Origin of the sequence: Pacificoceanicola algae, assembly GCF_049341065.1 — a bacterium.
Classification (GTDB): Bacteria; Pseudomonadota; Alphaproteobacteria; order Rhodobacterales; family Rhodobacteraceae; genus Pacificoceanicola.
The window spans coordinates 1-20,750 of the sequence record NZ_JBMPIX010000038.1; the positions used below are offsets into that span (position 1 = coordinate 1).

26 protein-coding genes are annotated in these 20,750 nt (G+C 63.8%); 14 read left to right on the forward strand and 12 right to left on the reverse strand.

Features of this window, described 5'->3' with window-relative positions; translation table 11 throughout:
- Nucleotides 1-183: 183 nt before the first annotated feature.
- From ACOYQJ_RS25005 to ACOYQJ_RS25015, 3 genes are all read right to left on the reverse strand, one after another.
- On the reverse strand, nucleotides 184-672 hold the full coding sequence (locus tag ACOYQJ_RS25005) for a cytochrome b (protein WP_422908612.1): 489 nt from the start codon (nucleotides 670-672) through the stop codon (nucleotides 184-186).
- Nucleotides 673-752: 80 nt separating this feature from the next.
- Nucleotides 753-2,072, reverse strand: a complete 1,320-nt coding sequence (locus ACOYQJ_RS25010) for an MFS transporter (protein ID WP_422908613.1) — start codon at nucleotides 2,070-2,072, stop codon at nucleotides 753-755.
- 9 nt (nucleotides 2,073-2,081) lie between these two features.
- Complete coding sequence (locus tag ACOYQJ_RS25015) at nucleotides 2,082-2,339, reverse strand: metal-sensing transcriptional repressor (protein WP_422908636.1); 258 nt, start codon at nucleotides 2,337-2,339, stop codon at nucleotides 2,082-2,084.
- Nucleotides 2,340-2,391: 52 nt separating this feature from the next.
- Between ACOYQJ_RS25015 and ACOYQJ_RS25020 the strand changes: the two genes are divergently transcribed.
- From ACOYQJ_RS25020 to ACOYQJ_RS25060, 9 genes are all read left to right on the forward strand, one after another.
- The gene (locus ACOYQJ_RS25020) at nucleotides 2,392-2,778 is read left to right on the forward strand and encodes a hypothetical protein (protein WP_422908614.1); all 387 of its coding nucleotides are present in this window, start codon (nucleotides 2,392-2,394) and stop codon (nucleotides 2,776-2,778) included.
- Between the two features lie 134 nt (nucleotides 2,779-2,912).
- Entirely contained in the window at nucleotides 2,913-3,557 is a 645-nt protein-coding gene (locus ACOYQJ_RS25025) for a HupE/UreJ family protein (RefSeq protein ID WP_500797230.1), read from the forward strand.
- A 38-nt stretch (nucleotides 3,558-3,595) separates the two neighbouring features.
- Entirely contained in the window at nucleotides 3,596-4,219 is a 624-nt protein-coding gene (locus tag ACOYQJ_RS25030) for a transmembrane anchor protein (protein WP_422908616.1), read from the forward strand.
- A 364-nt stretch (nucleotides 4,220-4,583) separates the two neighbouring features.
- Nucleotides 4,584-4,946: a hypothetical protein gene (locus tag ACOYQJ_RS25035; RefSeq protein WP_422908617.1), complete on the forward strand. Its 363-nt coding sequence runs from the start codon at nucleotides 4,584-4,586 to the stop codon at nucleotides 4,944-4,946.
- 59 nt (nucleotides 4,947-5,005) lie between these two features.
- Complete coding sequence (locus tag ACOYQJ_RS25040; RefSeq protein WP_422908618.1) at nucleotides 5,006-5,224, forward strand: hypothetical protein; 219 nt, start codon at nucleotides 5,006-5,008, stop codon at nucleotides 5,222-5,224.
- Entirely contained in the window at nucleotides 5,221-6,618 is a 1,398-nt protein-coding gene (locus tag ACOYQJ_RS25045; RefSeq protein WP_422908619.1) for a TolC family protein, read from the forward strand. Before ACOYQJ_RS25040 ends, ACOYQJ_RS25045 begins: the two co-directional genes overlap by 4 nt.
- A complete protein-coding gene (locus ACOYQJ_RS25050) occupies nucleotides 6,615-7,970 on the forward strand; it encodes a multicopper oxidase family protein (RefSeq protein WP_422908620.1) in 1,356 nt (451 codons plus the stop codon). Before ACOYQJ_RS25045 ends, ACOYQJ_RS25050 begins: the two co-directional genes overlap by 4 nt.
- A gap of 21 nt (nucleotides 7,971-7,991) precedes the next feature.
- Nucleotides 7,992-8,279, forward strand: coding sequence for a copper-binding protein (locus ACOYQJ_RS25055; protein ID WP_422908621.1), 288 nt, complete (start codon nucleotides 7,992-7,994; stop codon nucleotides 8,277-8,279).
- A 112-nt stretch (nucleotides 8,280-8,391) separates the two neighbouring features.
- On the forward strand, nucleotides 8,392-8,691 hold the full coding sequence (locus ACOYQJ_RS25060; RefSeq protein ID WP_422908622.1) for an SHOCT domain-containing protein: 300 nt from the start codon (nucleotides 8,392-8,394) through the stop codon (nucleotides 8,689-8,691).
- 44 nt (nucleotides 8,692-8,735) lie between these two features.
- Here the strand turns inward: ACOYQJ_RS25060 and ACOYQJ_RS25065 are convergent, their stop codons facing one another.
- From ACOYQJ_RS25065 to ACOYQJ_RS25095, 7 genes are all read right to left on the reverse strand, one after another.
- Complete coding sequence (locus ACOYQJ_RS25065; RefSeq protein ID WP_422908623.1) at nucleotides 8,736-9,170, reverse strand: c-type cytochrome; 435 nt, start codon at nucleotides 9,168-9,170, stop codon at nucleotides 8,736-8,738.
- A 29-nt stretch (nucleotides 9,171-9,199) separates the two neighbouring features.
- Nucleotides 9,200-10,579 (reverse strand): multicopper oxidase family protein, encoded by a 1,380-nt coding sequence (locus ACOYQJ_RS25070; protein ID WP_422908624.1) that lies wholly within the window; start codon nucleotides 10,577-10,579, stop codon nucleotides 9,200-9,202.
- Between the two features lie 10 nt (nucleotides 10,580-10,589).
- On the reverse strand, nucleotides 10,590-11,024 hold the full coding sequence (locus ACOYQJ_RS25075) for a c-type cytochrome (RefSeq protein ID WP_422908625.1): 435 nt from the start codon (nucleotides 11,022-11,024) through the stop codon (nucleotides 10,590-10,592).
- A 79-nt stretch (nucleotides 11,025-11,103) separates the two neighbouring features.
- Nucleotides 11,104-11,427 carry a hypothetical protein gene (locus ACOYQJ_RS25080; RefSeq protein WP_422908626.1) on the reverse strand — a complete coding sequence of 108 codons (324 nt, stop codon included), beginning with the start codon at nucleotides 11,425-11,427 and terminating at the stop codon, nucleotides 11,104-11,106.
- Nucleotides 11,428-11,510: 83 nt separating this feature from the next.
- Nucleotides 11,511-12,269, reverse strand: coding sequence for a MauE/DoxX family redox-associated membrane protein (locus ACOYQJ_RS25085; protein WP_422908627.1), 759 nt, complete (start codon nucleotides 12,267-12,269; stop codon nucleotides 11,511-11,513).
- Nucleotides 12,269-13,105 carry a DUF305 domain-containing protein gene (locus ACOYQJ_RS25090; protein ID WP_422908628.1) on the reverse strand — a complete coding sequence of 279 codons (837 nt, stop codon included), beginning with the start codon at nucleotides 13,103-13,105 and terminating at the stop codon, nucleotides 12,269-12,271. The genes ACOYQJ_RS25085 and ACOYQJ_RS25090 overlap by 1 nt, the downstream gene beginning before the upstream one ends.
- Nucleotides 13,106-13,249: 144 nt before the next feature.
- On the reverse strand, nucleotides 13,250-13,843 hold the full coding sequence (locus ACOYQJ_RS25095; RefSeq protein ID WP_422908629.1) for a Crp/Fnr family transcriptional regulator: 594 nt from the start codon (nucleotides 13,841-13,843) through the stop codon (nucleotides 13,250-13,252).
- A gap of 57 nt (nucleotides 13,844-13,900) precedes the next feature.
- Between ACOYQJ_RS25095 and ACOYQJ_RS25100 the strand changes: the two genes are divergently transcribed.
- Nucleotides 13,901-14,440 carry a hypothetical protein gene (locus ACOYQJ_RS25100; protein ID WP_422908630.1) on the forward strand — a complete coding sequence of 180 codons (540 nt, stop codon included), beginning with the start codon at nucleotides 13,901-13,903 and terminating at the stop codon, nucleotides 14,438-14,440.
- A 21-nt stretch (nucleotides 14,441-14,461) separates the two neighbouring features.
- On the opposite strand, the gene ACOYQJ_RS25105 is transcribed toward ACOYQJ_RS25100, so the two are convergent.
- Complete coding sequence (locus ACOYQJ_RS25105; RefSeq protein WP_419412528.1) at nucleotides 14,462-14,662, reverse strand: heavy-metal-associated domain-containing protein; 201 nt, start codon at nucleotides 14,660-14,662, stop codon at nucleotides 14,462-14,464.
- A 163-nt stretch (nucleotides 14,663-14,825) separates the two neighbouring features.
- Between ACOYQJ_RS25105 and ACOYQJ_RS25110 the strand changes: the two genes are divergently transcribed.
- Together ACOYQJ_RS25110 and cueR are read left to right on the forward strand one after the other, a co-directional pair.
- Nucleotides 14,826-17,333, forward strand: coding sequence for a heavy metal translocating P-type ATPase (locus tag ACOYQJ_RS25110; RefSeq protein ID WP_422908631.1), 2,508 nt, complete (start codon nucleotides 14,826-14,828; stop codon nucleotides 17,331-17,333).
- An 11-nt stretch (nucleotides 17,334-17,344) separates the two neighbouring features.
- Nucleotides 17,345-17,764, forward strand: a complete 420-nt coding sequence (gene cueR / locus ACOYQJ_RS25115; protein WP_422908632.1) for a Cu(I)-responsive transcriptional regulator — start codon at nucleotides 17,345-17,347, stop codon at nucleotides 17,762-17,764.
- A gap of 304 nt (nucleotides 17,765-18,068) precedes the next feature.
- Here cueR and ACOYQJ_RS25120 read toward each other — a convergent pair whose 3' ends face one another.
- On the reverse strand, nucleotides 18,069-18,869 hold the full coding sequence (locus ACOYQJ_RS25120; protein WP_422908633.1) for a class I SAM-dependent methyltransferase: 801 nt from the start codon (nucleotides 18,867-18,869) through the stop codon (nucleotides 18,069-18,071).
- Between the two features lie 124 nt (nucleotides 18,870-18,993).
- Here ACOYQJ_RS25120 and ACOYQJ_RS25125 point away from each other — a divergent pair, with 124 nt between their 5' ends.
- Both ACOYQJ_RS25125 and ACOYQJ_RS25130 read left to right on the forward strand, forming a co-directional pair.
- A complete protein-coding gene (locus ACOYQJ_RS25125; RefSeq protein WP_422908634.1) occupies nucleotides 18,994-19,722 on the forward strand; it encodes a winged helix-turn-helix transcriptional regulator in 729 nt (242 codons plus the stop codon).
- A gap of 59 nt (nucleotides 19,723-19,781) precedes the next feature.
- Nucleotides 19,782-20,552 carry a class I SAM-dependent methyltransferase gene (locus ACOYQJ_RS25130; RefSeq protein WP_422908635.1) on the forward strand — a complete coding sequence of 257 codons (771 nt, stop codon included), beginning with the start codon at nucleotides 19,782-19,784 and terminating at the stop codon, nucleotides 20,550-20,552.
- The last annotated feature ends 198 nt before the right edge of the window (nucleotides 20,553-20,750 follow it).

The window sequence follows — 20,750 nt, forward strand, 5'->3', positions numbered from 1 at the left end:
GGAAAGGCGCTCACGCCATGTTCAGCCGTCGATATTCTGCACTCGCGAACGGGTGTTTTTCCACGGAATCGGCGGACGACGGACTTTCGCTGCGCTGAACTCGGACGGCGGCTATGCACGAATTTCGGCATCGGTACTGAGGCGATCTGCACACTAAGTCCCTTGATAACCCGCCTTATGATTTCAGCCTGCGCGTTCCATCCGCAGCATGACGTTGTTTTTCAGCACGATACGGTGGAAGGGGACGGCAAGGACGTGAAGCACGATGAGTGCCAGGAGAGCGATCTTCAGGAGGTTGTGCGCTTCCGCTGCGGTGCCGATATTGGCGAACCAAGCCACGCCTCCGGATACGGACAAGGCTGCCAATAGTCCGAAAAAACTCCAATGGGCAATGTGCGACAGGGTTTTCAGCGAGCCGGGCTCGTTTTCTGTGGGAGGTGGTGCGCCGTAGCGTAGACGCAGGGTCAGACGCCAAGCCACCAGCGCAAGAATAAGGAGACCGCCTGCGACGTGGGCAAGGATCAGCGGCTCGAAGAGAAATTCATCGACCTTGCGGATCCCCGCCCAAGCGGCGACGATGCTGTCATGGAATAGGTATTGCGCGGCGACCAAGACCGCGATGACCCAGTGCAGGGCGATCTGCGCTTTCGAATAGCCTTTCGGGTGGGGCATGTGGGTCTCCTCAATGCAAACACATTCAATAAATAATATTCAAAAGAGTCGCTCCTTGTGCTGGACCAAACCGCACTAAATCAGAACTGCGAGCCCCAGCGAGGATGGGCGTCGTCGATGACCAGCGGGTGAGTGTGTTGGCGGTGGCCTTGCAGGTGGGGGTGGTTCAGGGGCAGGTTGTCATGGGTGTGCTCGACCGCCTCCGGATCACCCGCAGGCCAAAGGCGCAGAGCAGCGAGGGTGCCGAGCGAAGCCAGTGCCGCCAAAGCCAGCAGCGCGGGGACTGTCCCGAAGGCAGTCATCAGCCAGCCGGACAGCGGATAGGTCAGCAACCAGCAGACATGGGACAGTGCGAATTGCGCGGCGAACAGCGCAGGCCGGTCCTCGGGGTGCGCCGAGCGGCGGAGCAATCGACCCGAGGGCGTAAGCACCGCCGAATAACCAAGCCCTACCACCAGCCACCCCACCAGCAACAAGGGCCAACTCAGGCTGAGTGACAGGATCGTCGCTGCGAGGCCGGCCAGCGTCGCCACCATCGTCCAAGCCCCGGCCAACATCACCAGCCTGTCCGGGGCTCGATCCAGAAGGCGCGGCAAGACCAGCGCCGCCGCCATGCTGCCAAAGCCAAAGGCGAACATCGTCCAGGCCAGCGCGCTGGCGTCCAGCCCCAGTTGCCCGCGCACCAGCACCACCGAGTTCACCAACACCATGGCGCCGGCACTGGACACGGCCAGGTTCAGGCCCAGCAAGCCACGCAGGCGTGGCGTCGCCAGGTAAATGCGAATGCCGCGCGTGGTGCGATCGTAGATGCCGCGAGGCTCTGACACCTTGGGGCTGGGCAACAGGACCGACACCACCAGCAGCGCCGAGGCGGCGAACCCGGCCACGGTGCCAAGGAACAGCGTGTTGTAGCTCATCACCGCCAGCAGAAGCGCCGCCAGCGTCGGCGAAACGATATTTTCCAGATCATAGGCCAGCCGCGACAGCGACAGCGCGCGTGTATAGCGTGCCTCTTCCGGCAGAACATCCGGGATGGTTGCCTGAAAGGTGGGCGTGAACCCGGCCGAAGCCGATTGAAGCAGGAAGATCAGGACATAGACCTGCCAGACCTCGGTGACGAAGGGCAGGCACAGCGCTGCGGCGCCCCGCACCAGATCCAGCACGACCAACAGCCTGCGCCGATCTACGCGGTCGGCAAAGGCCCCGGCGAGCGGCGCGATGCCGACATAGGCCACCATCTTGATCGTAAAGATCGTGCCCAGCACCATCGCGGCCTCGTCGCCTGCCAGATCGTAGGCCAGGAGCCCAAGCGCGACCGTGGCCAGACCCGTCCCCAACAGTGCCACAACCTGTGCGAGGAAAAGGTGGCGATAGGTGCGGTCGGACAAGATGTCGAACATCTGAAGCCTCTAAAGATAACGGGAAATCGCTTTGAGTTCCGTTCGGTCCTGGCTGTCGTCCGCATCCAGACAGTGATCCATGTGGTCATGGATCAACGCTTGCTTGGCGTTCCGGATCGCGCTTTCCACGGCCTGCAACTGCTGGGCCACCTCGACACAGGGGCGCCCCTCCTCGATCATGGAAATGACCGAGCGCAAGTGCCCTTCGGCGCGTTTAAGCCGGGATACGACCTTGGGGTGACTTGCATGTGTATGAGATTTTGTCATAGGCATTGGCTAACCTCCCCGGGGGGATGGCGCAAGACGCCAAGAACAAGGCATGAGCGAAAGGGACAGGCAAGACATGTGCAGTGGCGGTGCGATAGTGCGCTTGATGCGCCGGGCGATTGTTGCCTTGTCGTGCCTTGCGCTGCTCGTCTGGACCGTCGCGCCAACCGCGTCTCATATTCCGACTGTCCTTGAGACCTTGCAGGACCATGCCGAGATGGTTGCAGAGCATGGCCATTCCCATGGTTTGGAAGAAGATCTGATCTGGGCGATGCACGGCCACAGCCATGACGTGTCCGACCACGACCATTCTCAAGCCGTTCTCATGCCCGCGCGGTTCGCGTTGAGTTATAGCGAAACGAGCGCGGAGTGGCGTGGGCTCTCGCAGGCAAATTGGTCGCCCCCCTTGTTTCGTTTGGAAAGACCGCCGCGTGCGTGACCTCCGCCCTGACGGGCGATCAGACATGCCACAACGGACAATCCAAGGAGACTTTTATGCAATCCGTATTCGCGGATGGTCGGTCATGGCGCAATACACGCGCCACCGCCATCCTTCCTGCCCTCGCGGTGTTGATGCTTTGGGCATCAAGCGCTGTCGCCCATAACGTCACCGAAGGCGACGCCGGCTACATACAGGAAATCTGGGGGGTGAACCTTATCCCCTTCATTTATCTCGGGGCCAAGCATATGGTCACGGGATACGACCACATCCTGTTCCTGCTCGGCGTCGTCTTCTTCCTCTACAAGATGAAGGACGTCGCCATCTACGTCAGCCTCTTCGCTCTCGGCCACTCAACCACGATGCTGCTCGGCGTCTGGTTCGGTTGGGGCGTGAACGCCTATGTCGTCGATGCCATCATCGGCCTGTCGGTCGTCTACAAGGCGCTCGACAACCTCGGCGCCTACCAGCGCTGGTTCGGGTTCCAGCCCAACACCAAGGCCGCGACGCTGATCTTTGGCTTCTTCCACGGCACGGGCCTCGCCACCAAGATCCTCGACTACGACATCGCCTCGGACGGACTCTTGCCCAACCTGCTGGCTTTCAATGTCGGCGTCGAGCTCGGTCAGATCATGGCGCTTGCCGTCATCCTGATCGTCATGGGCTACTGGCGCCGCAGCCCCGCCTTCCTGCGCCAGGCCTATACCGCCAACGTGGTGATGATGACCTTGGGGTTCATCCTCATGGGCTACCAGATCACCGGATTTTTCGTCGCCTGAAATTCAGACAACCTGAAACTCAGACAAGGAGACACGACATGTTCAATTCCAACCGTCCCTCGCTCGAGGAACTGCCCAGCACGGCGCAGCTTCTGAAATCCAGCGCCATCGCAGCCGTCTCTGCCGCGGCGATCCTCGTCACCGTCGTCCTGCCCGCGGAATATGGCATCGACCCGACGGGCGTCGGCCGTGCGATCGGTCTGGCCGAGATGGGCGAAATCAAGACCCAGCTTGCCGACGAGGCCGAGATGGACCGGCAAATGATGGAGGCCGAAGGCGATCAGTCCAGCCTGCTGAACGACATCTTCGGCCTGTTCGTTGGTGGCGCACACGCACAGGAGGCCATCGTCTGGCGCGACGAGGTCAGCTTCACGCTCGAACCCGGCGAGTACGCCGAATGGAAGCTGGTCATGACCGAAGGCCAGACCGCGCAATATCGCATGACCGTGGAAGGCGGGCGGGTGAACTTCGACCTGCACGGCCATGGCGGCGATCAGTCGGTGACCTATGAAAAAGGCCGCGGCTCAACCGGGTCCGAAGGCGCGATCCTCGCCGGTTTCGACGGGGAACACGGCTGGTTCTGGCGCAACCGCGACAGCTCGGATGTGACGGTGACTGTTCAGGTCCGCGGCGAATACGCCGAGTTCAAAGACGCCAGCTGATGCCCGTTGCTGCCACCCTCCCGACAGTCAGGGCGGAGAACGGTCCTTTGCTGCGAAACTCGTAGGGTCTGCAATGCGAAGTGCTGCGCACTGCTTGGGCGCGGCTCCTGATCCGCAGAACGGCAAAGAGATGATGCGGCCGTGCAATCGGGCGGTTCGCGGAGTGCTCGTCAATGCGTCGAACAGCACATGGCGCTGGCTCATGTCACTCCGCGATCTGTTGCTGTGAACCGGCTTGAATGGTCATGTTTTGGAACGTCCGCGCGACACTGGTGTTGGCATGTCCTGGAAACGATCTTATCCCGCATCTTCATGACGCATTCGTGAGTTGCCCTGCTTCGCGGCTTCGGTCAACGATCCAACCATGATAAAGCGGTTCGCCTTTGCCATGCTTGTCGCTCTGACGGGCCTTGCAGTCATGATCTATCCGGTCGTGGCTCAAGCAGCATTTGGGCAGGCGGGATGTGGCATCAGCGAGATCGTCGCCGAGCATGGATATGCACCGGAGGGCCACATGCTCCATACTGATCACGGTATGTCCGAGCATGTCAGCACCTCGGACGATCAGGTTGTCTGCCGTGACGTGGTCTGCTCCGTCGATTATCCCTTCGACATGGGCGAGCGGCCGACCGCGTTTCTTGAAACCCGTCTGCCGCATCCTTGGGACAGCGCCTCCCTGATCGACCAGTCGGGACCTTTTGGCCTGAAACGACCCCCGAGGGTCTGATCATCGTGCATCGCGGGCGCATTTCGCGCCCTTGCCAGTGATCCCTTCGGAGCCATTCCATGAAATATCGTTTCGCGGCCCTCGTGCCGCTTGCGCTTGCGGGCTGTACTGAGCCGCTTGCGTTGCCTGAGGCGAGCGCGTTTGTTCGTGCCGCCGATCCTCATCTGGTGGACGTTGCGCCGCCGGGACCAACCGTCTCATATACGGCGCTCCCCATCACCGAGCCGCTGGATTGGCGGCAGCTGAACGACGCGCAAGCGCCGGGCGGTGGCACATGAGTGCGCGCTTGCTGGGCATGGCCTCTCTGGCGCTGTTGGCGGCCTGTGTCGATCAAAGCGTGATCGACAGGGCATCGGATCCACGTGCGGGCTTTGGGTTTGTCGCGGACGGCGCGAAACGGTCCACCGGGGCCAACGCGGCCTGGGCGCAGACCTCGGCCGAGGTCGCCGCGAACGAAGCCCGTGCCAAGTCGCTGGTCGCGGGCAAGACCATTGACGCGGAGACCGCCATACAGGTTGCCTTGATGAACAATCGCGGGCTTCAGGCCGCCTATGCCGAGCTGGGCCTGTCTGCGGCGGACCTGTGGAACGTCGCGCTTGGCCCGCGCCCCAGCTTCGAGATCGGGATCAGCGGAATCGGTGAGGCCGGGTTGGCCCGGTCGCTCGAGGCGGTGGTGACAGGGGCAATCCTTGACCTTGCCATGCAGAAACCGCGCACCAAACTGGCCGAGACGCGTTTTCGGCAGGCGCAGATGGTGGCCCTGGCCGAAACCGTCGCGCTGGCCGCCGAGACGCGCCGCGCATGGATCGACGCGGTCGCCGCCTTCGAGGCATCGGCCCTGATCGGCCGAGCGCAGGGCACCGCCGAGGCGGCTTCGGAACTGGCTGCCGAACTGGGGCGCACCGGCGCGATGAACCGAGCCGACCAGGCGCGTGAGCATGTCTTCACCGCCGAACTGGCGGCTGAGCGCACCGAGGCGCGGCTGGAGGCGCAACTGGCCAAGGAACAGCTGACGCGGCTGATGGGACTCTATGGCACCGGCATCGACTACTACGTGCCTGACCGCCTGCCGTCGCTGCCCGGTCGCAAACCCGGACGCAGCGACGCGGAACGGTTGGCGCTGGAACACCGCACCGATCTGGCCATCGCCAAGCTGGAGCTTGAGGCCATTGCACAGCAATACCGGCTGGACACGCAGACACGTCGACTGTCGTCGGCGGTTGTCACTGCCGGGGTGGAGATCGAACGCAGCGACAGTCGCGAAACAGAAGTCTCGCCGGTGCTGGCGGTGGGGTTGGAGATCCCGCTTTATGACGCCGGACCGCTGACGTCGCGCAGGGGTGCCCTGGAATACAGCCGCGCCGCCCATGCGCTGGCCCAGCAGGCGGTCAATGCACGGTCCGAGGCGCGCTCGGCCCATGCGGCCGTCACCGGCACCTACAACATCGCCCGCCACTGGCGCGACGAGGTGCTGCCGCTGAGGCGCGAAATCGACCGCGAGGCGCTGAAATCCTACAACGGGATGCTGACCTCGACCTTCGAGCTGATCGAGGACGCCCGCGACGGGCTGGAGGCCCAACTGGAAACCGCCAAGGCGAAGGCCGCCTACTGGCGCGCCGAATCCGATCTGAAAACCGTCATCTGGGGACCGATCCCGGGAGGGGAAGAATGAACCGCCGTCAATTGCTGACCGGTGGCGCGGGGGCTGTTCTGGCCTCGGCTGCCGCCGCTGAAACCCGCTTTCGCGACCTGCCCGAGGCTGCCTTTACCGACAGCCCCTACACGCAGGTGCCAGACCGCCCCATGACCGGGCTGGAATACAACCCCGTTGTCACGCTGAACGGCTGGTCCCTGCCGTGGCGGATGAACGCGGGCGTCAAGGAATTCCACCTTGTTGCGGAACCCGTCGAACGGATCATGGCCGATGGCATGATGGCGCGGCTTTGGGGCTATAACGGCCAGTCGACCGGCCCCACTATCGAGGCGGTGGAGGGCGAGCGCGTGCGCATCTACGTCACCAACCGCCTGCCCGAGCACACATCGGTGCATTGGCACGGGCTGATCCTGCCCTCGGGGATGGACGGCGTGGGCGGGCTCAGCCACCCCGCGATCCCGCCCGGCAAGACCTTCGTCTACGAGTTCGACCTGACCAAGTCCGGCACCTTCATGTACCACCCCCATGCGGATGAAATGGTGCAGATGGCGATGGGAATGATGGGCCTGTTCATCGTGCATCCGCGCGATCCGGCCTTCATGCGCGTCGACCGGGACTTTGCCTTTCTGCTGGCGGCTTATGACATCGATCCCGGCACCTACATCCCGAAGGTCGCCGAGATGACGAACTTCAACATGTGGACGTGGAACAGCCGGATTTTTCCCGATATCGATCCGTTGGTCGTCAACAAGGGCGACCGCGTGCGGGTGCGCTGTGGCAACCTGACGATGACCAATCACCCGATCCACATGCACGGCTATGATTTCGAGGTCACATGCACCGATGGGGGCTGGGTGCCCAAAAGCGCCCGCTGGCCCGAGGTCAGCATCGACATTCCCGTGGGTGCCATGCGCGCCTATGAATTCGACGCCGTGCACGAAGGCGACTGGGCGATCCACTGCCACAAGTCGCACCACACGATGAACGCGATGGGCCACGACCTGCCGACCTTCATCGGCACGGACAAGCGCCGCCTGACCCGGATGATCCGCCAGCAGCAGCCCGGTTACATGCCGATGGGCACGGCGGGCATGGCGGATATGGGTGAGATGTCGATGGAGCTGCCCGACAACACCATCCCGATGATGACCGGCTGGGGGCCTTATGGACCGCTGGAGATGGGCGGCATGTTCAGTGTCGTGAAGGTCCGCGAAGGGATTGCCCCCGGCGACTATTCCGACCCCGGCTGGTACGTGAACCCGCCCGGAACGCAGGCCTGGGAATGGACGGGCGAGCTGCCCGAGTTCGCCCGCGCCGACGGGCCCGCCACGCAGGTCCCCCCGAAATCCCACCTAAATCACGACCACTGACGCAGCAAAGGAAAACGCGCCATGAAAAACCTGATCACCGTCCTCGCCCTTGGCCTGATGACCGCAACCGCCGCACTGGCGCAGGACGCCATGCCTATGAGTCAAGGCACCATCACCAAGATCGACACCAAGTGGAAGAAGGTCACAATCGACCACGGCCCATTGGAAAATCTCGACATGCCCGCGATGAAGATGGTCTTCGCCTATGAAGACGGCATGATGGAAGGCCTTGCCGAAGGCGCGAAGGTCGTCTTTGTCGCCGACCGCCTGAACGGCAAGCTGAGCGTGACCGAGATCACGGCAGAGTGATCGTGATGTGATCATGGGGCGGCCCTTCGGGGCCGTTTCCTTGCGCAGGATCAAGGCCGCGCATTGGCGCCGGGTGCAGGATCGGACACGTGGAAACCGACAGGAGGTCCCGATGAAACACCTTGTTCTTGCGATGGTTCTGGTGGCAGGCCCGGCGCTGGCCGACCGGGGTGACGGCTTTGGCTACATGATGGATGGCTACGGATACGGGATGAGCATGATGTTCGGTCCAATCCTGTGGCTGATCGTTCTGGGCCTCGTTGTGGCCGGAGTGATCTGGTTTGTCCGGCGCTCCGATACGGGTCCGGCGCAGAAATCCGGTGATGCCATGGCCGAACTCGACATGCGCCTCGCCCGGGGCGACATCGATGCCGAGGATTACGCCGCGCGGAAAAAACTGCTGGCGGGCTGAGCCCTTTCCGATACGCGCCCCGCGGTGAACGGGGCGCGGTCGTGTCACTTGCGGTATTTCGAATGGCAGGCCTTGCAGGCCCCGCCCAATTGCCCCAGCGCAGGGCCAAGATCGGCTTGCGCCGAGACCGTTCCGATCAACCCCTCGGCGGTGGTTTCGGTGGCCGAAGCGAGTTGCGCGAAGTCCTCCCAATCCTCCCAGATCGCGGGCTGCGCCTCGGATTTGGGATCGTCGGCGCGGGTCTCGAACAGCGACTCGATCTGCGCGGACTGCGCGGCGATCTCGGTCAGGGCCTCATTAGCTGTCGAGGCGTCAAACGCCGCTTCGCCCTTGGCCATCGACCCGATGACCTTCATCTGGTCGCCAATCGTCTTCATGACCTCCATCCGTGCCATGACATCCTTGTTCTTGACGCCGCCATGCGCCAGCGCGGCGGTTCCGAGCGCAACCAGCGCCACGGCGAATACTGTCTTTTTCATAGTCCCTATGTCCTTGGTTTTGATGAGAGTCATGCAACCTCGATCCACGTATTCATGCCGGATGCGGCATGGGCCAGCATGTGGCAATGGAACAGCCACTTGCCGGGATTGTCAGCGGCAAAGGCAATGTCGAGCGGCGCGTCCGGGACGGACAGGATGGTGTCGCGCAGCGGGCCCATGGTGCCATCGGCGCGGACCTCGCGGAAATGCATGCCGTGCAGGTGCATGGCATGCGGAAACGCCGTGCGGTTGGTCAGCGTCACCCGGGCCACCTCTCCGCGTTTCAGGGACGCAAAGGGCGTGTCGAACAGGCCCGCCTGACCGGACAGCGCCCAGAACTGGCCCTTTTCGATCAGCGCGCGGAAGTCCATCTGCTCGCCTTGGTAGGTGGCGCTGTCCATGCCGGCCATGGCACCGCCCTCCATCACCATGTCAAAGCGGCGCGCGTTCGACAGGTCTGGCAGGGCGGTGTTCGGGTTGGCGGGCAGCGGTGCGGGGGCGGCATTGCGCCGGGGGCGCGCGCCTGTGACGCCGATTTCGACCAGCGCCTCCCAGCTGTCCCCGTCCAGAGACATCAACAGCCCGGCGGGGCCGTCGCTGGCGGTTACATCCACGATCAGGTCGACGCGCTGCGCGGGGGAAAGAACGATCTCGTCTCTCACCGGCTCGGGCGCATCGAGCGGCATCCCGTCCAGCGCGACGGTCCAGCCGGTCATGCCCTCCAGCTTCAGGCCAAAGATGCGGGCATTGGCGGCGTTGATCAGCCGCAGGCGCAGGCGTTCGCCCGTCTCGGCCTGCATCGCATAGGCGTATTGCCCGTTCACGCCGATCAGGTTGCCGGTCCGTCCGCCGTGGCTCATCATCATGGGATGGTCGAAAGGTTCGGCAAACAGGCCGGTCTCCGGGTCGAGCAGCCAGTCGTCCAGCATCAACACCTCGTCACGGTCGACGTCCGGCGGTGTTGCCTCATCCACGATCAGTACGCCGGACAGGCCGCGCGCGACCTGCTCCATCGAGTTGGTGTGCGCGTGATACCAGTATGTGCCCGCATCGGGCACGGCAAAGTCATAGTCGAAGGTCTCACCCGGCGCGGCCGGCTCCTGTGTCAGGCCCGCGACCCCGTCCATCGCATTGTCGATGCGGATGCCGTGCCAGTGGATCGAGGTCGGCACGTCCAGTTCGTTCACCAGTTGCCGGGTCACGCGCCCGCCTTGCGGCACGCGGATCAACGGGCCGGGAATGGTGCCGTCATAGGACCAGACCTGCGTGGCGGGATAGCCTTCGGGCGCAAGCTGCACGCTGGCCTTGCGCGCGCTGAGTACATCGGGGGCGGCCAAGGCGGGGCGGGCCAGCGCCATCCCGGCGACACCGGCCATCCCGGCGCAAAAGGCCCTGCGATTGAGTTCCATGCGCATCTCCTCAGTTGATGCCATTGGCGCGCTGAAGCGCGCGCACATAGGTTACGATCCCGGTAACATCGGCTTTGGTCAGCCCATCCTGAGCGGGCATGTCGCCGAATTTCCAGTGATGCGCGCGGACGCCATTCTGCACCGCCAGTTCGAACGCCATGTCGCCGTGATGAGACGGCTCGTAGATCACATGCACGAGCGGCGGGCCGAACCCGGTCTTGCCCGACGCGTTCTCGCCATGGCAGGTGGCGCAGACCGCATCGAAGGCGCGCTTGCCGAGTTCCGCCTCGGCGCTGAGCGTGTCGGGAAGGGTGACTTCGACGATGGGGGCACCTTGGGCGGGCGCGGCCTCGGCGGCCTCTTCGGGCGCGGTCTCGCGCGTCAAAGTATACACGCCTGCGGCCATGATGAGGGCTGCGCCCCCGGCGATCAGTTTGGTTTTCATGATATGGTCCTGAGTCGCGCGCCCCTGCGGGCTGCGCTGATCCTGTCTGGTGGCGGGCGAGCCGCCGATGAGGCAAGGGTCAGGCGGACAGGCGCGGCGGCGGCAGGTCGATCCGAGGGGGAATGCCGTCCAACAGGTTTGCCCCGGCGCGATCAAGTGGCCGACTCTGCGGTGCAATCGTTGCAGGCAAAATCGCCGGGCTGACCATCACCATCGCACCGCAGCTTGTGACATGCGGGCAGTCATGGTCGGTGTTCGGGCCACCGGCCAGCTCGGTGCACTCGGGGCAGCCTGTCATATGATCCGACACCACCCCATCCGACACGCTATGCGCCATCGCTGCCCCGGGAAGGGTCAGCAACGCCAGCAGGCCGGTCAGGACAAGAACGAGGATCAGGCGCACGGGCTCTCCACTGTGGACTGCGGCAGAGAGTGCGGCAAATTGCGAGCGCGGGTCAAGCCCCACATCCTCACGGATCCGACAGGTCAGCCGACCAATGCACGCGCGCCCATCCACAGGCCCATGACGATCATCATAAGGTTTTCCGTCAACGAGACGAACCCCAAAGGCACGTTCGACGATCCACCGACGCAGGCGCATTTCAGCTCGCGCCTGTCGATATAGACCGCCTTGAACACGCTGACGGCGCCCACCGTGCCGATGAATAACGCTACCGGGGCGGACAGCCATGTCAGGGCTCCGGCGGTCATCAGAATGCCGGCCAGTGCCTCGCCGAAGGGATAAAGCTTGCCATAGGGCACCCAGCGGCGGGCGAGCAGGTCGTAGTTCAGGAACATGGTGGAAAAGCTTTCGACGTCCTGCAGCTTCTGGATCGCAAGGATCGTCATCGACAGCGAGATGAACCATTCCAGCGCGCGCAGCGTCACGACGGTGCCGTATTGGTGCCAGGACAGCCCCAACGCCAGCAGCGCCGCGATGGAAAAGATCGCGATCACCGGTTGGTAGCTGGTCTCGCTCTGTTCCTCTTTCGGCGGGTCCAGATCAAAGAACACGCGCAGGTCGTCGTACCCGCCGATGCGTTCTCCATCGATGAAGGTCTGCGGCGTCGTCTCGACCCCGTGCTTTTGCATGAAGCCGCCGGTTTCCTCGCGGGTTTCCAGATGGTGGTCATCGACCGTATAGCCGTTGCGCTCGAGCAGGTCCTTCGACTTCAGGCCAAAGGGGCAGAGGTGGTCGGGCATGACCATCCGATACAGCGTGGCGGTTTGGGTGTCGCGGGGCATCACGCGCCTCCTTCACAGGTGTATTGGCCACGGAAGCCGGCGGAATAGCCCTGTTCGGCGGTGACGATCATGTCCGTCAGGTCATCCGCGTCGCGCAATTCAGCGGTCAACGGGCCGTCGGTGAATTGCGGGGCACCCTCGCTGCCAGCCGGGTCGAGCCGCACGAGATCGCCGCTGATTTTCATCACCGCAGCCTCGGGGCCAACGGCCAGAACGGCGGGGCTGGAGGCGGTGTAGGTGAAGCGGCAGGTTGCGCCCTCGGGCAGCACCCTGGCGATCTCGGCTTCGGTCAGGAATTCGGGATCGACGGTGGCTATGACCTCGGTTTGCAGCGCCTCGGCGGCGCTCTGGACCTGCGCTTCGGGGGTGTCCCCCTTAGGCGCGGCCTCGCCGTTGGCGGTGATATCCGCGATCAGGTAGCGCATCTCGGCGATCTCCTTGTCCTGCGCGTAGACGATGGCCTCGGCCAGTTTGGCCACGCGCGGATCGGTGATCTCGGCGCGGGACGAGGTCATGATGGCGATCGAATGGTGCGGGATCATCGCCCGCATGAAGGACCGGTCCTGCACCGTGACCTGGCTGCGCACCAGCCAGAGACTGGCGGCAAAGACCACGACGGAGCCCACGAAGATGCCCGCGTTCAGCGCCTTGTTCGTGTACATCGACAGCATGAAGGACAGCATGACAAAGGCCATCGTCGCCCCCATCAACACCGCCATCCAGGCCCGCGTTTCGGAAAAGAAGACGTGCCCCAAAAGGTAGGTGTTGAGGTACATCAGCAAGAACATTACCAGCGTCGACGTGCCGATCATCAGGAAAAATCTGGAATATTTCATCAATCCTCTCCTGCTTGGGTCGAATGTGGACGGAACGCCCTTCCAGCGCTGGAGGGTTCCGAAATGCGTCCAAATCCGTGCCATTCGGGCAAAGGGGCGCGCAGATGCGGCGTTGCCACATGCTCCGTCAGCAGGCCGACCGTATCAGCGTGGCGGGACGCGGCGGCAGGCATAGCGCCCGCGCCCCAGCCGCACCACGCGCCCCTCGGTCACCAGATCCGCCAGCGCGCGCGAGCATGCCTCTTGCGACAGGCCGATGCTGGCGGCAAAGGCGGTGATCGTGCCAGACTGGCCAAAGCAGGCCAGCGCGGCAAAGGTCCGGTCGCGGGCAGACCGGATCGACATGATCTCGGCCCTTTGGCGTTCGTTGCGGACTTGCAGCGCCAGTCTCCGCACGAGTGACTCGGCAAAGTCGGGATCGCTGCGCAGATGCTGCCTCAACACGGCCCGGTCCACGGCAACCCCGCGCGTATCGGTCACGGCGATTGCGTCGCAGTGATAGGCGTCGGCGAAAAGGCTGGCCTCGGCCAGCGTTTCGCCTGGACCGATCTGCGCGATGGTCACCCGCTGGCCGTCCTCGGTCACGCGGTGCAGGGCGACGCGCCCGGCATCTACGCGAAACAACGCCGTAGGTATGTCCTCGCGTCGAAACAAGGGCTGGCCCGCGTCAACGGCAAACGGGCGGAGGGCGGTCGCGGGAATGTGGTCGAAAGGATCGTCGCTCTTGATCGCAATCATAACGGTTTCAGGGCGCGGCGGTTAGCCTGATCGCATCAGGCCAACGGAGATATGCCCATGAAACGACTTGCCCTTGTCCTCGCGCTGCTGCCCGTCGCCGCAAGCGCCCAGATGGACGGCCATGCCCATGCCGGCCACATGCCCGGACTGCACGAGGTCGCCGCGACCGAGGGCGGGCAAGCCGCCTTTGCCGCGCTGGCCGAGATCGTGGCGGTATTGGCCGCCGATCCCGAGACCGATTGGGACAAGGTGGATATCGGTGCGCTGCGCCGTCACCTTCAGGACATGAACCAGCTGGCTTTGGCCTTGGAGGTGGACGAAGCCCCCGTGCCCGGCGGGTTGAAGATGACGGTCCATCGCGACAGCCCCGGGGCGGAGGCCGCATGGCGCATGGTGCCCGCCCATGCGCCCGTTCTGACGGCGGAAACCGGCTGGCACAGCAGCGTCGAGGTTCACGAGACCAAGATCGAATGGACCGTGACATCGGACATGGCGACGGCGCGGGTGCGGGGTTTGGGCTTTTTCGGGCTGATGGCCACGGGGAACCATCACCCGGCGCATCATCTGGCCATCGCCCGTGGGCGCGCGCCGCATTGAGGACGCGCGCCGGGGCATGGCTCAGGCGGCGACGGGCGCCGCGTCGTAGCCCGCATCCTTGATCGCGGCGGCCAGTTGATCGGGCGACAGCGCGCTGTCGATCTTCACCCGGCGGTCGGTCAGGTCGCAGGCGACCGAGGCCGCAGGATCGGCGGCCTTGACGGATTTCTCGATGGCGGCGGTGCAGTGGCCACAGCTCATGTCGGGGACGTTGAATTCCATGTCGAACCCTCTTTCGTTTCGGTTTCGATGGGCAGATGGGCCTTCCAGTGGGGGGAAGGTCAAGGGGATTGCGCCGCGCGGGGAAAATTTTGCCTCACCCTTGACCTTCCCGTGACTGGAACCCCCATATCGGGGTCAGCCGCAAAGAATCAAGGAGGCCGCCATGCCCGAGCAAACCCCAGTCACCCTGTCCATCGAGGGCATGTCCTGCGCGTCCTGTGTTGGCCGCGTCGACCGTGGCCTGACGGCGCTGGAGGGTGTGCAAGACGTGTCTGTCAATCTGGCCTCTGAATCCGCGCGCCTGACCGTCGACAGCCCCGACCGCCTCGCCGAAGCCATCGCGACGCTGGACAAGCTGGGTTACCCGGCGCGCACCGCCAGCGTCACGCTGAACGTCGAGTCGATGTCCTGCGCCTCTTGCGTGGGTCGCGTCGACAAGGCGCTGGAGGCGGTGCCGGGCGTGCTGGACGTCAACGTCAACCTGGCCTCGGAAACCGCGACGGTGCACTATGTGCAGGGTGCCGTGACGCCTGCCCAGTTGATGGCCGCCAGCAAGGCCATCGGATATCCGGCGACGGTGTCTGAGACGGCGGGCGGAGAGGATCGCACCGCGCGCAAGGCCGAAGAGGCGCGCGACCTGTCGCGCCGCATGGCCTATGCGGCGGCCTTGGCGGTGCCGGTCTTCATCGTCGAGATGGGCGGGCATGTCTTTCCGCCGTTCCACCACTGGATCAACGCCACCATCGGCCAGCAAACCAGCTGGGTCCTGCAATTCATCCTGACCACGCTGGTGCTGATCGGGCCGGGGCGGATGTTCTATGCCAAGGGCATCCCGGCACTGCTGAAAGGCGCGCCCGACATGAACAGCCTTGTCGCCGTGGGCACGGGCGCGGCCTATCTGTATTCTGTCATCGCGACCTTTCTGCCGGGGCTTCTGCCCGACGCCGTCCGCGCCGTCTATTTCGAGGCGGCGGCGGTGATCGTCGTTCTGATCCTGCTGGGTCGGTTCCTGGAGGCGCGCGCCAAGGGGCGCACCGGGGCAGCGATCCAGAAGCTGCTGGGCCTTCAGGTCCGCACCGCCCGTGTTCTGAAGGGCGGCGACAGCGTCGAGGTCTCGGTCGACGATCTGGCGCAGGGCGACATCATCGTCATCCGTCCCGGCGAGCGCATTGCCGTGGATGGCGAGGTCGTTGAGGGCAGCAGCCGTGTCGACGAAAGCATGTTGACGGGCGAGCCTGTCCCGGCCGAGAAATCCCCCGGCGATGCCGTCACCGGCGGCACCGTGAACGGCGCGGGCAGCTTGCACTTCCGCGCCACACGCGTCGGGGGCGACACGACCCTGAGCCAGATCATCCGCATGGTCGAAGAGGCGCAGGGGACGAAACTTCCCATTCAGGGGCTGGTCGACCGGATCACCCTATGGTTCGTACCCGCTGTCATGTCCGCCGCCGTGCTGACCGTGCTGATCTGGCTGGTTCTTGGCCCGTCCCCTGCGCTGACACTGGCGCTTGTGGCCGGGGTGTCGGTGCTGATCATCGCCTGCCCCTGCGCGATGGGCCTTGCTACGCCCACCTCGATCATGGTCGGCACGGGCCGCGCCGCCGAGATGGGCGTGCTGTTCCGCAAGGGCGATGCGCTGCAACAGCTGGACGATGTGCAGGTGGTCGCGCTGGACAAGACCGGCACCATGACCGAGGGCCGCCCCGAGCTGACCGACCTCGTGCTGGCCCAAGGCTTTGATCGCGCCGATGTGCTCTCCAAGATCGCGGCGGTCGAGGACCGGTCCGAGCACCCCATTGCCGAGGCCATCGTCCGTGCCGCCCGCGCCGAAGGCGCTCCGCGCGCCGAAGCGCAGGAGTTTGCCTCGATCACCGGGCATGGCGTGCGCGCCATGGTGGACGGGGCGCTGGTGCTGGTCGGTGCCGACCGCTTTATGACGCGCGAGGGGGTCGACATCTCGGCATTGGCCGAACGCGAGACCGATCTGGCGACGCGCGGGCGCACCGCGCTCTATGCCGCCATCGACGGGCGTCTGGCTGCGGTGATCGGTGTCGCCGACCCGGTCAAACCCGCCAGCCGCGCCGCCATCGCCGCGCTGCACGCCAAGGGCCTGACCGTCGCCATGATCACCGGCGACAAGCGCGAGACAGCCCTTGCCATCGCCCGCGAGACCGGCATCGACCACGTCATCGCCGGTGTCCTGCCCGACGGCAAGGTGGCCGCGCTGAATGAGCTGCGCCAAGGCCGCCGCATCGCCTTTGTCGGGGACGGCATCAACGACGCCCCCGCGCTGGCCCATGCGGATGTCGGCATCGCCATCGGCACCGGCACCGATGTCGCCATCGAATCCGCCGACGTGGTGCTGATGTCGGGCGACCTGCGCGGCGTGGTCAACGCTTTTGAGGTCTCGCGCCGTACCATGCGCAACATCCGTCAGAACCTGTTCTGGGCCTTCGGCTACAACACCGCGCTGATCCCCGTCGCGGCGGGCGTGCTGTATCCGGCCTTCGGCGTGCTGCTGTCGCCGATGCTGGCGGCGGGGGCGATGGCGCTGTCATCCGTCTTTGTCCTGACCAACGCGCTGCGCCTGCGCCGCGTCGCCCCGGCGATGGATGAGACAGGGGCGGTCCAAACCGCCCCGCGCGCCGCCATCGCCGCCCCGGCAGAATGAAGGAGGGAAAGATGAACATCGGAGACGTCGCCCGCCGCTCGGGCCTGCCCGCCAAGACCATCCGCTATTACGAGGATATTGGCCTGATCCGCCCCGGGCGCAGCGAAAACGGCTATCGTAGTTTCCGCGAGAGCGACCTGCACAAGCTGGCCTTCCTCGGCCGCGCCCGCGCCCTTGGCTTCACCATCGAGGACTGCCGGACATTGGTCGCCCTTTATGAGGATGAGGGCCGCGAAAGCGCAAAGGTCAAGCAGATCGCCGAGGACCACCTGAAGCAGATCGACGACAAGATCGCCCAGCTTCAATCCATGCGCGCCACACTGGACAAGCTCGTCCACGCCTGCGCGGGCGACCACCGCCCGGATTGTCCGATCCTCGAAGACCTCGCTCAGGAACACACCGACGCAGCAATGTGGAAAGGGAAGGTATGAGCAATCCGGCGGTCCGAATGAGACGGCACGTGACGAAAGAGAGGTTGCTGGCAAGACACGCGCAGTATCCGAGCGAATGCCCGAATACGGGCTGAACCAGTCATTGAGTCTATTTAGATCGGATGTCCGCTGTGGGCCGCCCATGTCGATGGCCACCGCGCCGCATCGCTTAAATGCTGCGTTCGATCGAACGGCGGCAGCGAGCCCATCCCGACCGATGCTGCGACACGTCTGAAGGGCCGCTCGTCGCGCATTGTAAATGTCAAAGCATGTCGGCGTTCTGCAATGTTTCGCCCAGTGAGGATCAGCTTCGGAAACCACGTACGACAAGCGCGTGCCGAGGGATTACAAGACCCATTCCGGTCTCGAATGGACGGTGAAAATTCTGGAAAGCAGTCCTGAAAGCGTCCCGGCGATCCTCGCTGAGCGTGGCATTTGTCGCCGCTACGGGACCAAATCCACTGACGTATTCGTGCCAGACGGTCTCCACATCTGGCGCATAGAGCGTCGTCACCTGTTCGTGCGCGTCAATCTCGAAGTGCTTTGCAAAGGCGGTTTTTAACCAATCCATGCCTCCCCAGTCGAATGGCGAGGCAGAGGGCGGTGGCACATCCGACCATTCTGCAACCAGAGCGAAGAACTGTGCGATATACTCATCTGGCCTGTCGGCCCAGGTCGCAAGGGCCACGCGACCGCCGGGCCGAAGCACACGGGCCATCTCCGCGACTGCCTTCGGCGGATCGTTTGAGAATATGACGCCATAGGTCGAGACCACCCCGTCAAAGCTCTCGTCCGGGAATGGAAGTGCCTCAGCTGACGCATGACGAAAAACCGGCCTCGGATCGAACTGGCCGGAAAGCTTTTCGGCGGCCGCGAGCATACCAGGTGCGATGTCCACGCCTGTCACATGTGCGCCGCGCCACGCGGCAAGCCGCGCGGCCCAGCCTGTGCCCGTACCAATATCGAGAACCCGTTCGCCGGGCCTCGGCCAAAGGGCTTGCACAGTGTGGGAAATGGTGTCGGACAGACCGAACGAAATACTGTCATAGGCTTCGCCGGGTTCCCCCCACATGCCTGCTTCGGGGCTGAGGGCGTCTACTTTCATTGTCACCTCCTGTCATTGGACCAGGTTCAATCGTGCCACGCGGGCCGTTTGGCGGATACTCCACGATCTGGAGTATTCAGGTGGCAATGCCTGAGGTATTTTTTCTGCAAGCGAGGAGGTTGCCATGAAGGGCTACAGTCAATTCTGTCCGATCGCGAAAGCCGCAGAGATATTCTGCGAGCGATGGACCGCGCTGGTCATTCGCAACCTCGGTGCCGGTGCGGAGAGGTTCAATGACATACACCGGGGCGTGCCGCACATGTCCGCCACATTGCTGACCCGGCGACTGCGTCAACTGGAAGCCGAAGGTCTTGTCGAGCGCCGACGCAGTTCCACAGGCAAATCCTGGACCTATCATCTAACCGAAGCCGGCACGGAGTTTCTTCCACTTGTTGGCGCGCTCGGGGTGTGGGGGCAAAGGTGGACACGGCGGGAGTTGGAGGAAGGCGAGCTCGATCTGGGGCTCCTGATCTGGGGATTGGAATACTCCGTCGATCCATCGGCGTTCGGACCAAAGCGCCACGTCCTTCGCCTCGATGTTTCCGATCAACCACAGCACAAGCGGTATTACTGGTTCGTGTGTGAGAAGGGTCAGCTCGACCTTTGTGTGTCCGACCCGGGCGGTGAGACTGACCTGTTCCTGCGCGCGACGCTGGAGAATGTGATCCGGGTCTATCGCGGCGATGTCCTGCTTGCCCGCGCAATCGAAAACGGGCTGCTAATGGTCGACGGCCCGCCAAAGCTGGTCCGCGCGTTGCGCCGTTGGTTCAACTTCGACCAGATGGCAAGAACGCCACCTGCGGACCGAGGCCCGGCCCGCCCATCGGTGTTGGCCCTGCCACAAAAAGAGTAACATCAACCCTTCATTCACGACGACAGCCCACGGGCTGGCGTTACCAAGAGACTTTAACGATGAACAATGACCATGTTTCCATAAATCGCGGCGTCTGGAACGACGATGCCGCCAACTGGGTCGCCGTCGGCAAGCGCCTTTGGAGCCTTGCGACCCCGGAATGGGGAAACTGGGGAATTCCCGACGAGGATCTGAACCTGCTTCCCAAAAACATGGCGGACATGGACGCAATCGAACTGGGGTGTGGGACGGGATATGTCTCGGGTTGGATGGCCCGCCGTGGCGCGCGGGTCACGGGCGTTGACATCTCGGGCGAACAGTTGGCCACCGCACGGGCCCTCGCGGCGGAACACGGCGCGGATATCACTTTCATCGAGGGGAACGCGGAAGCGACCGGCCTGCCGGATGCCGCGTTCGACTTCGCGGTCTCGGAATACGGCGCATCGATCTGGTGCCCGCCGGACAAATGGCTGCAGGAAGCATGGCGACTGCTGCGTCCTGGGGGGCGGCTGGTGTTCCTGGGTAACCATCCGCTTTCGCTAATCTGCTCGCCCGTTGACGGGTCGCCCGCCAACCGGACGTTGCATCGCCCCTATAACGGTATGTGGGGCGCGGATTGGACGAAGGTCGAGTTTGAGCCGACGGGCGTGTGCTTCAACCTGACGATTTCGTCTTGGATGGACCTGTTTACAGAAACCGGTTTTGACATCGCGAAGTATCAGGAGCTTTATGCACCCGAGTGGGCATCAGGCACACGCGCGGCGATCCCAGCAGATTGGGCCAAGTACTATCCGGTCGAGCAAGTATGGCACCTGAAGCGGCAGGGATGATTGCGTTGCCCTCTGAGTTGCCCTCGAGGTTCGAGCCGTGCCGCAAACATCTGGCTAAAAGCCGATTGAGCAGAGGTCGGATCACAAGCAGCGGTCGGAAATTCCAGGTGTCGGCACATCACCTATTTTGTTGAAAAACTCGCCCTTGATCGAAGGGGCGTCGGCTGATTCAATTCCTGCGTTGGATGGGAGGATCGG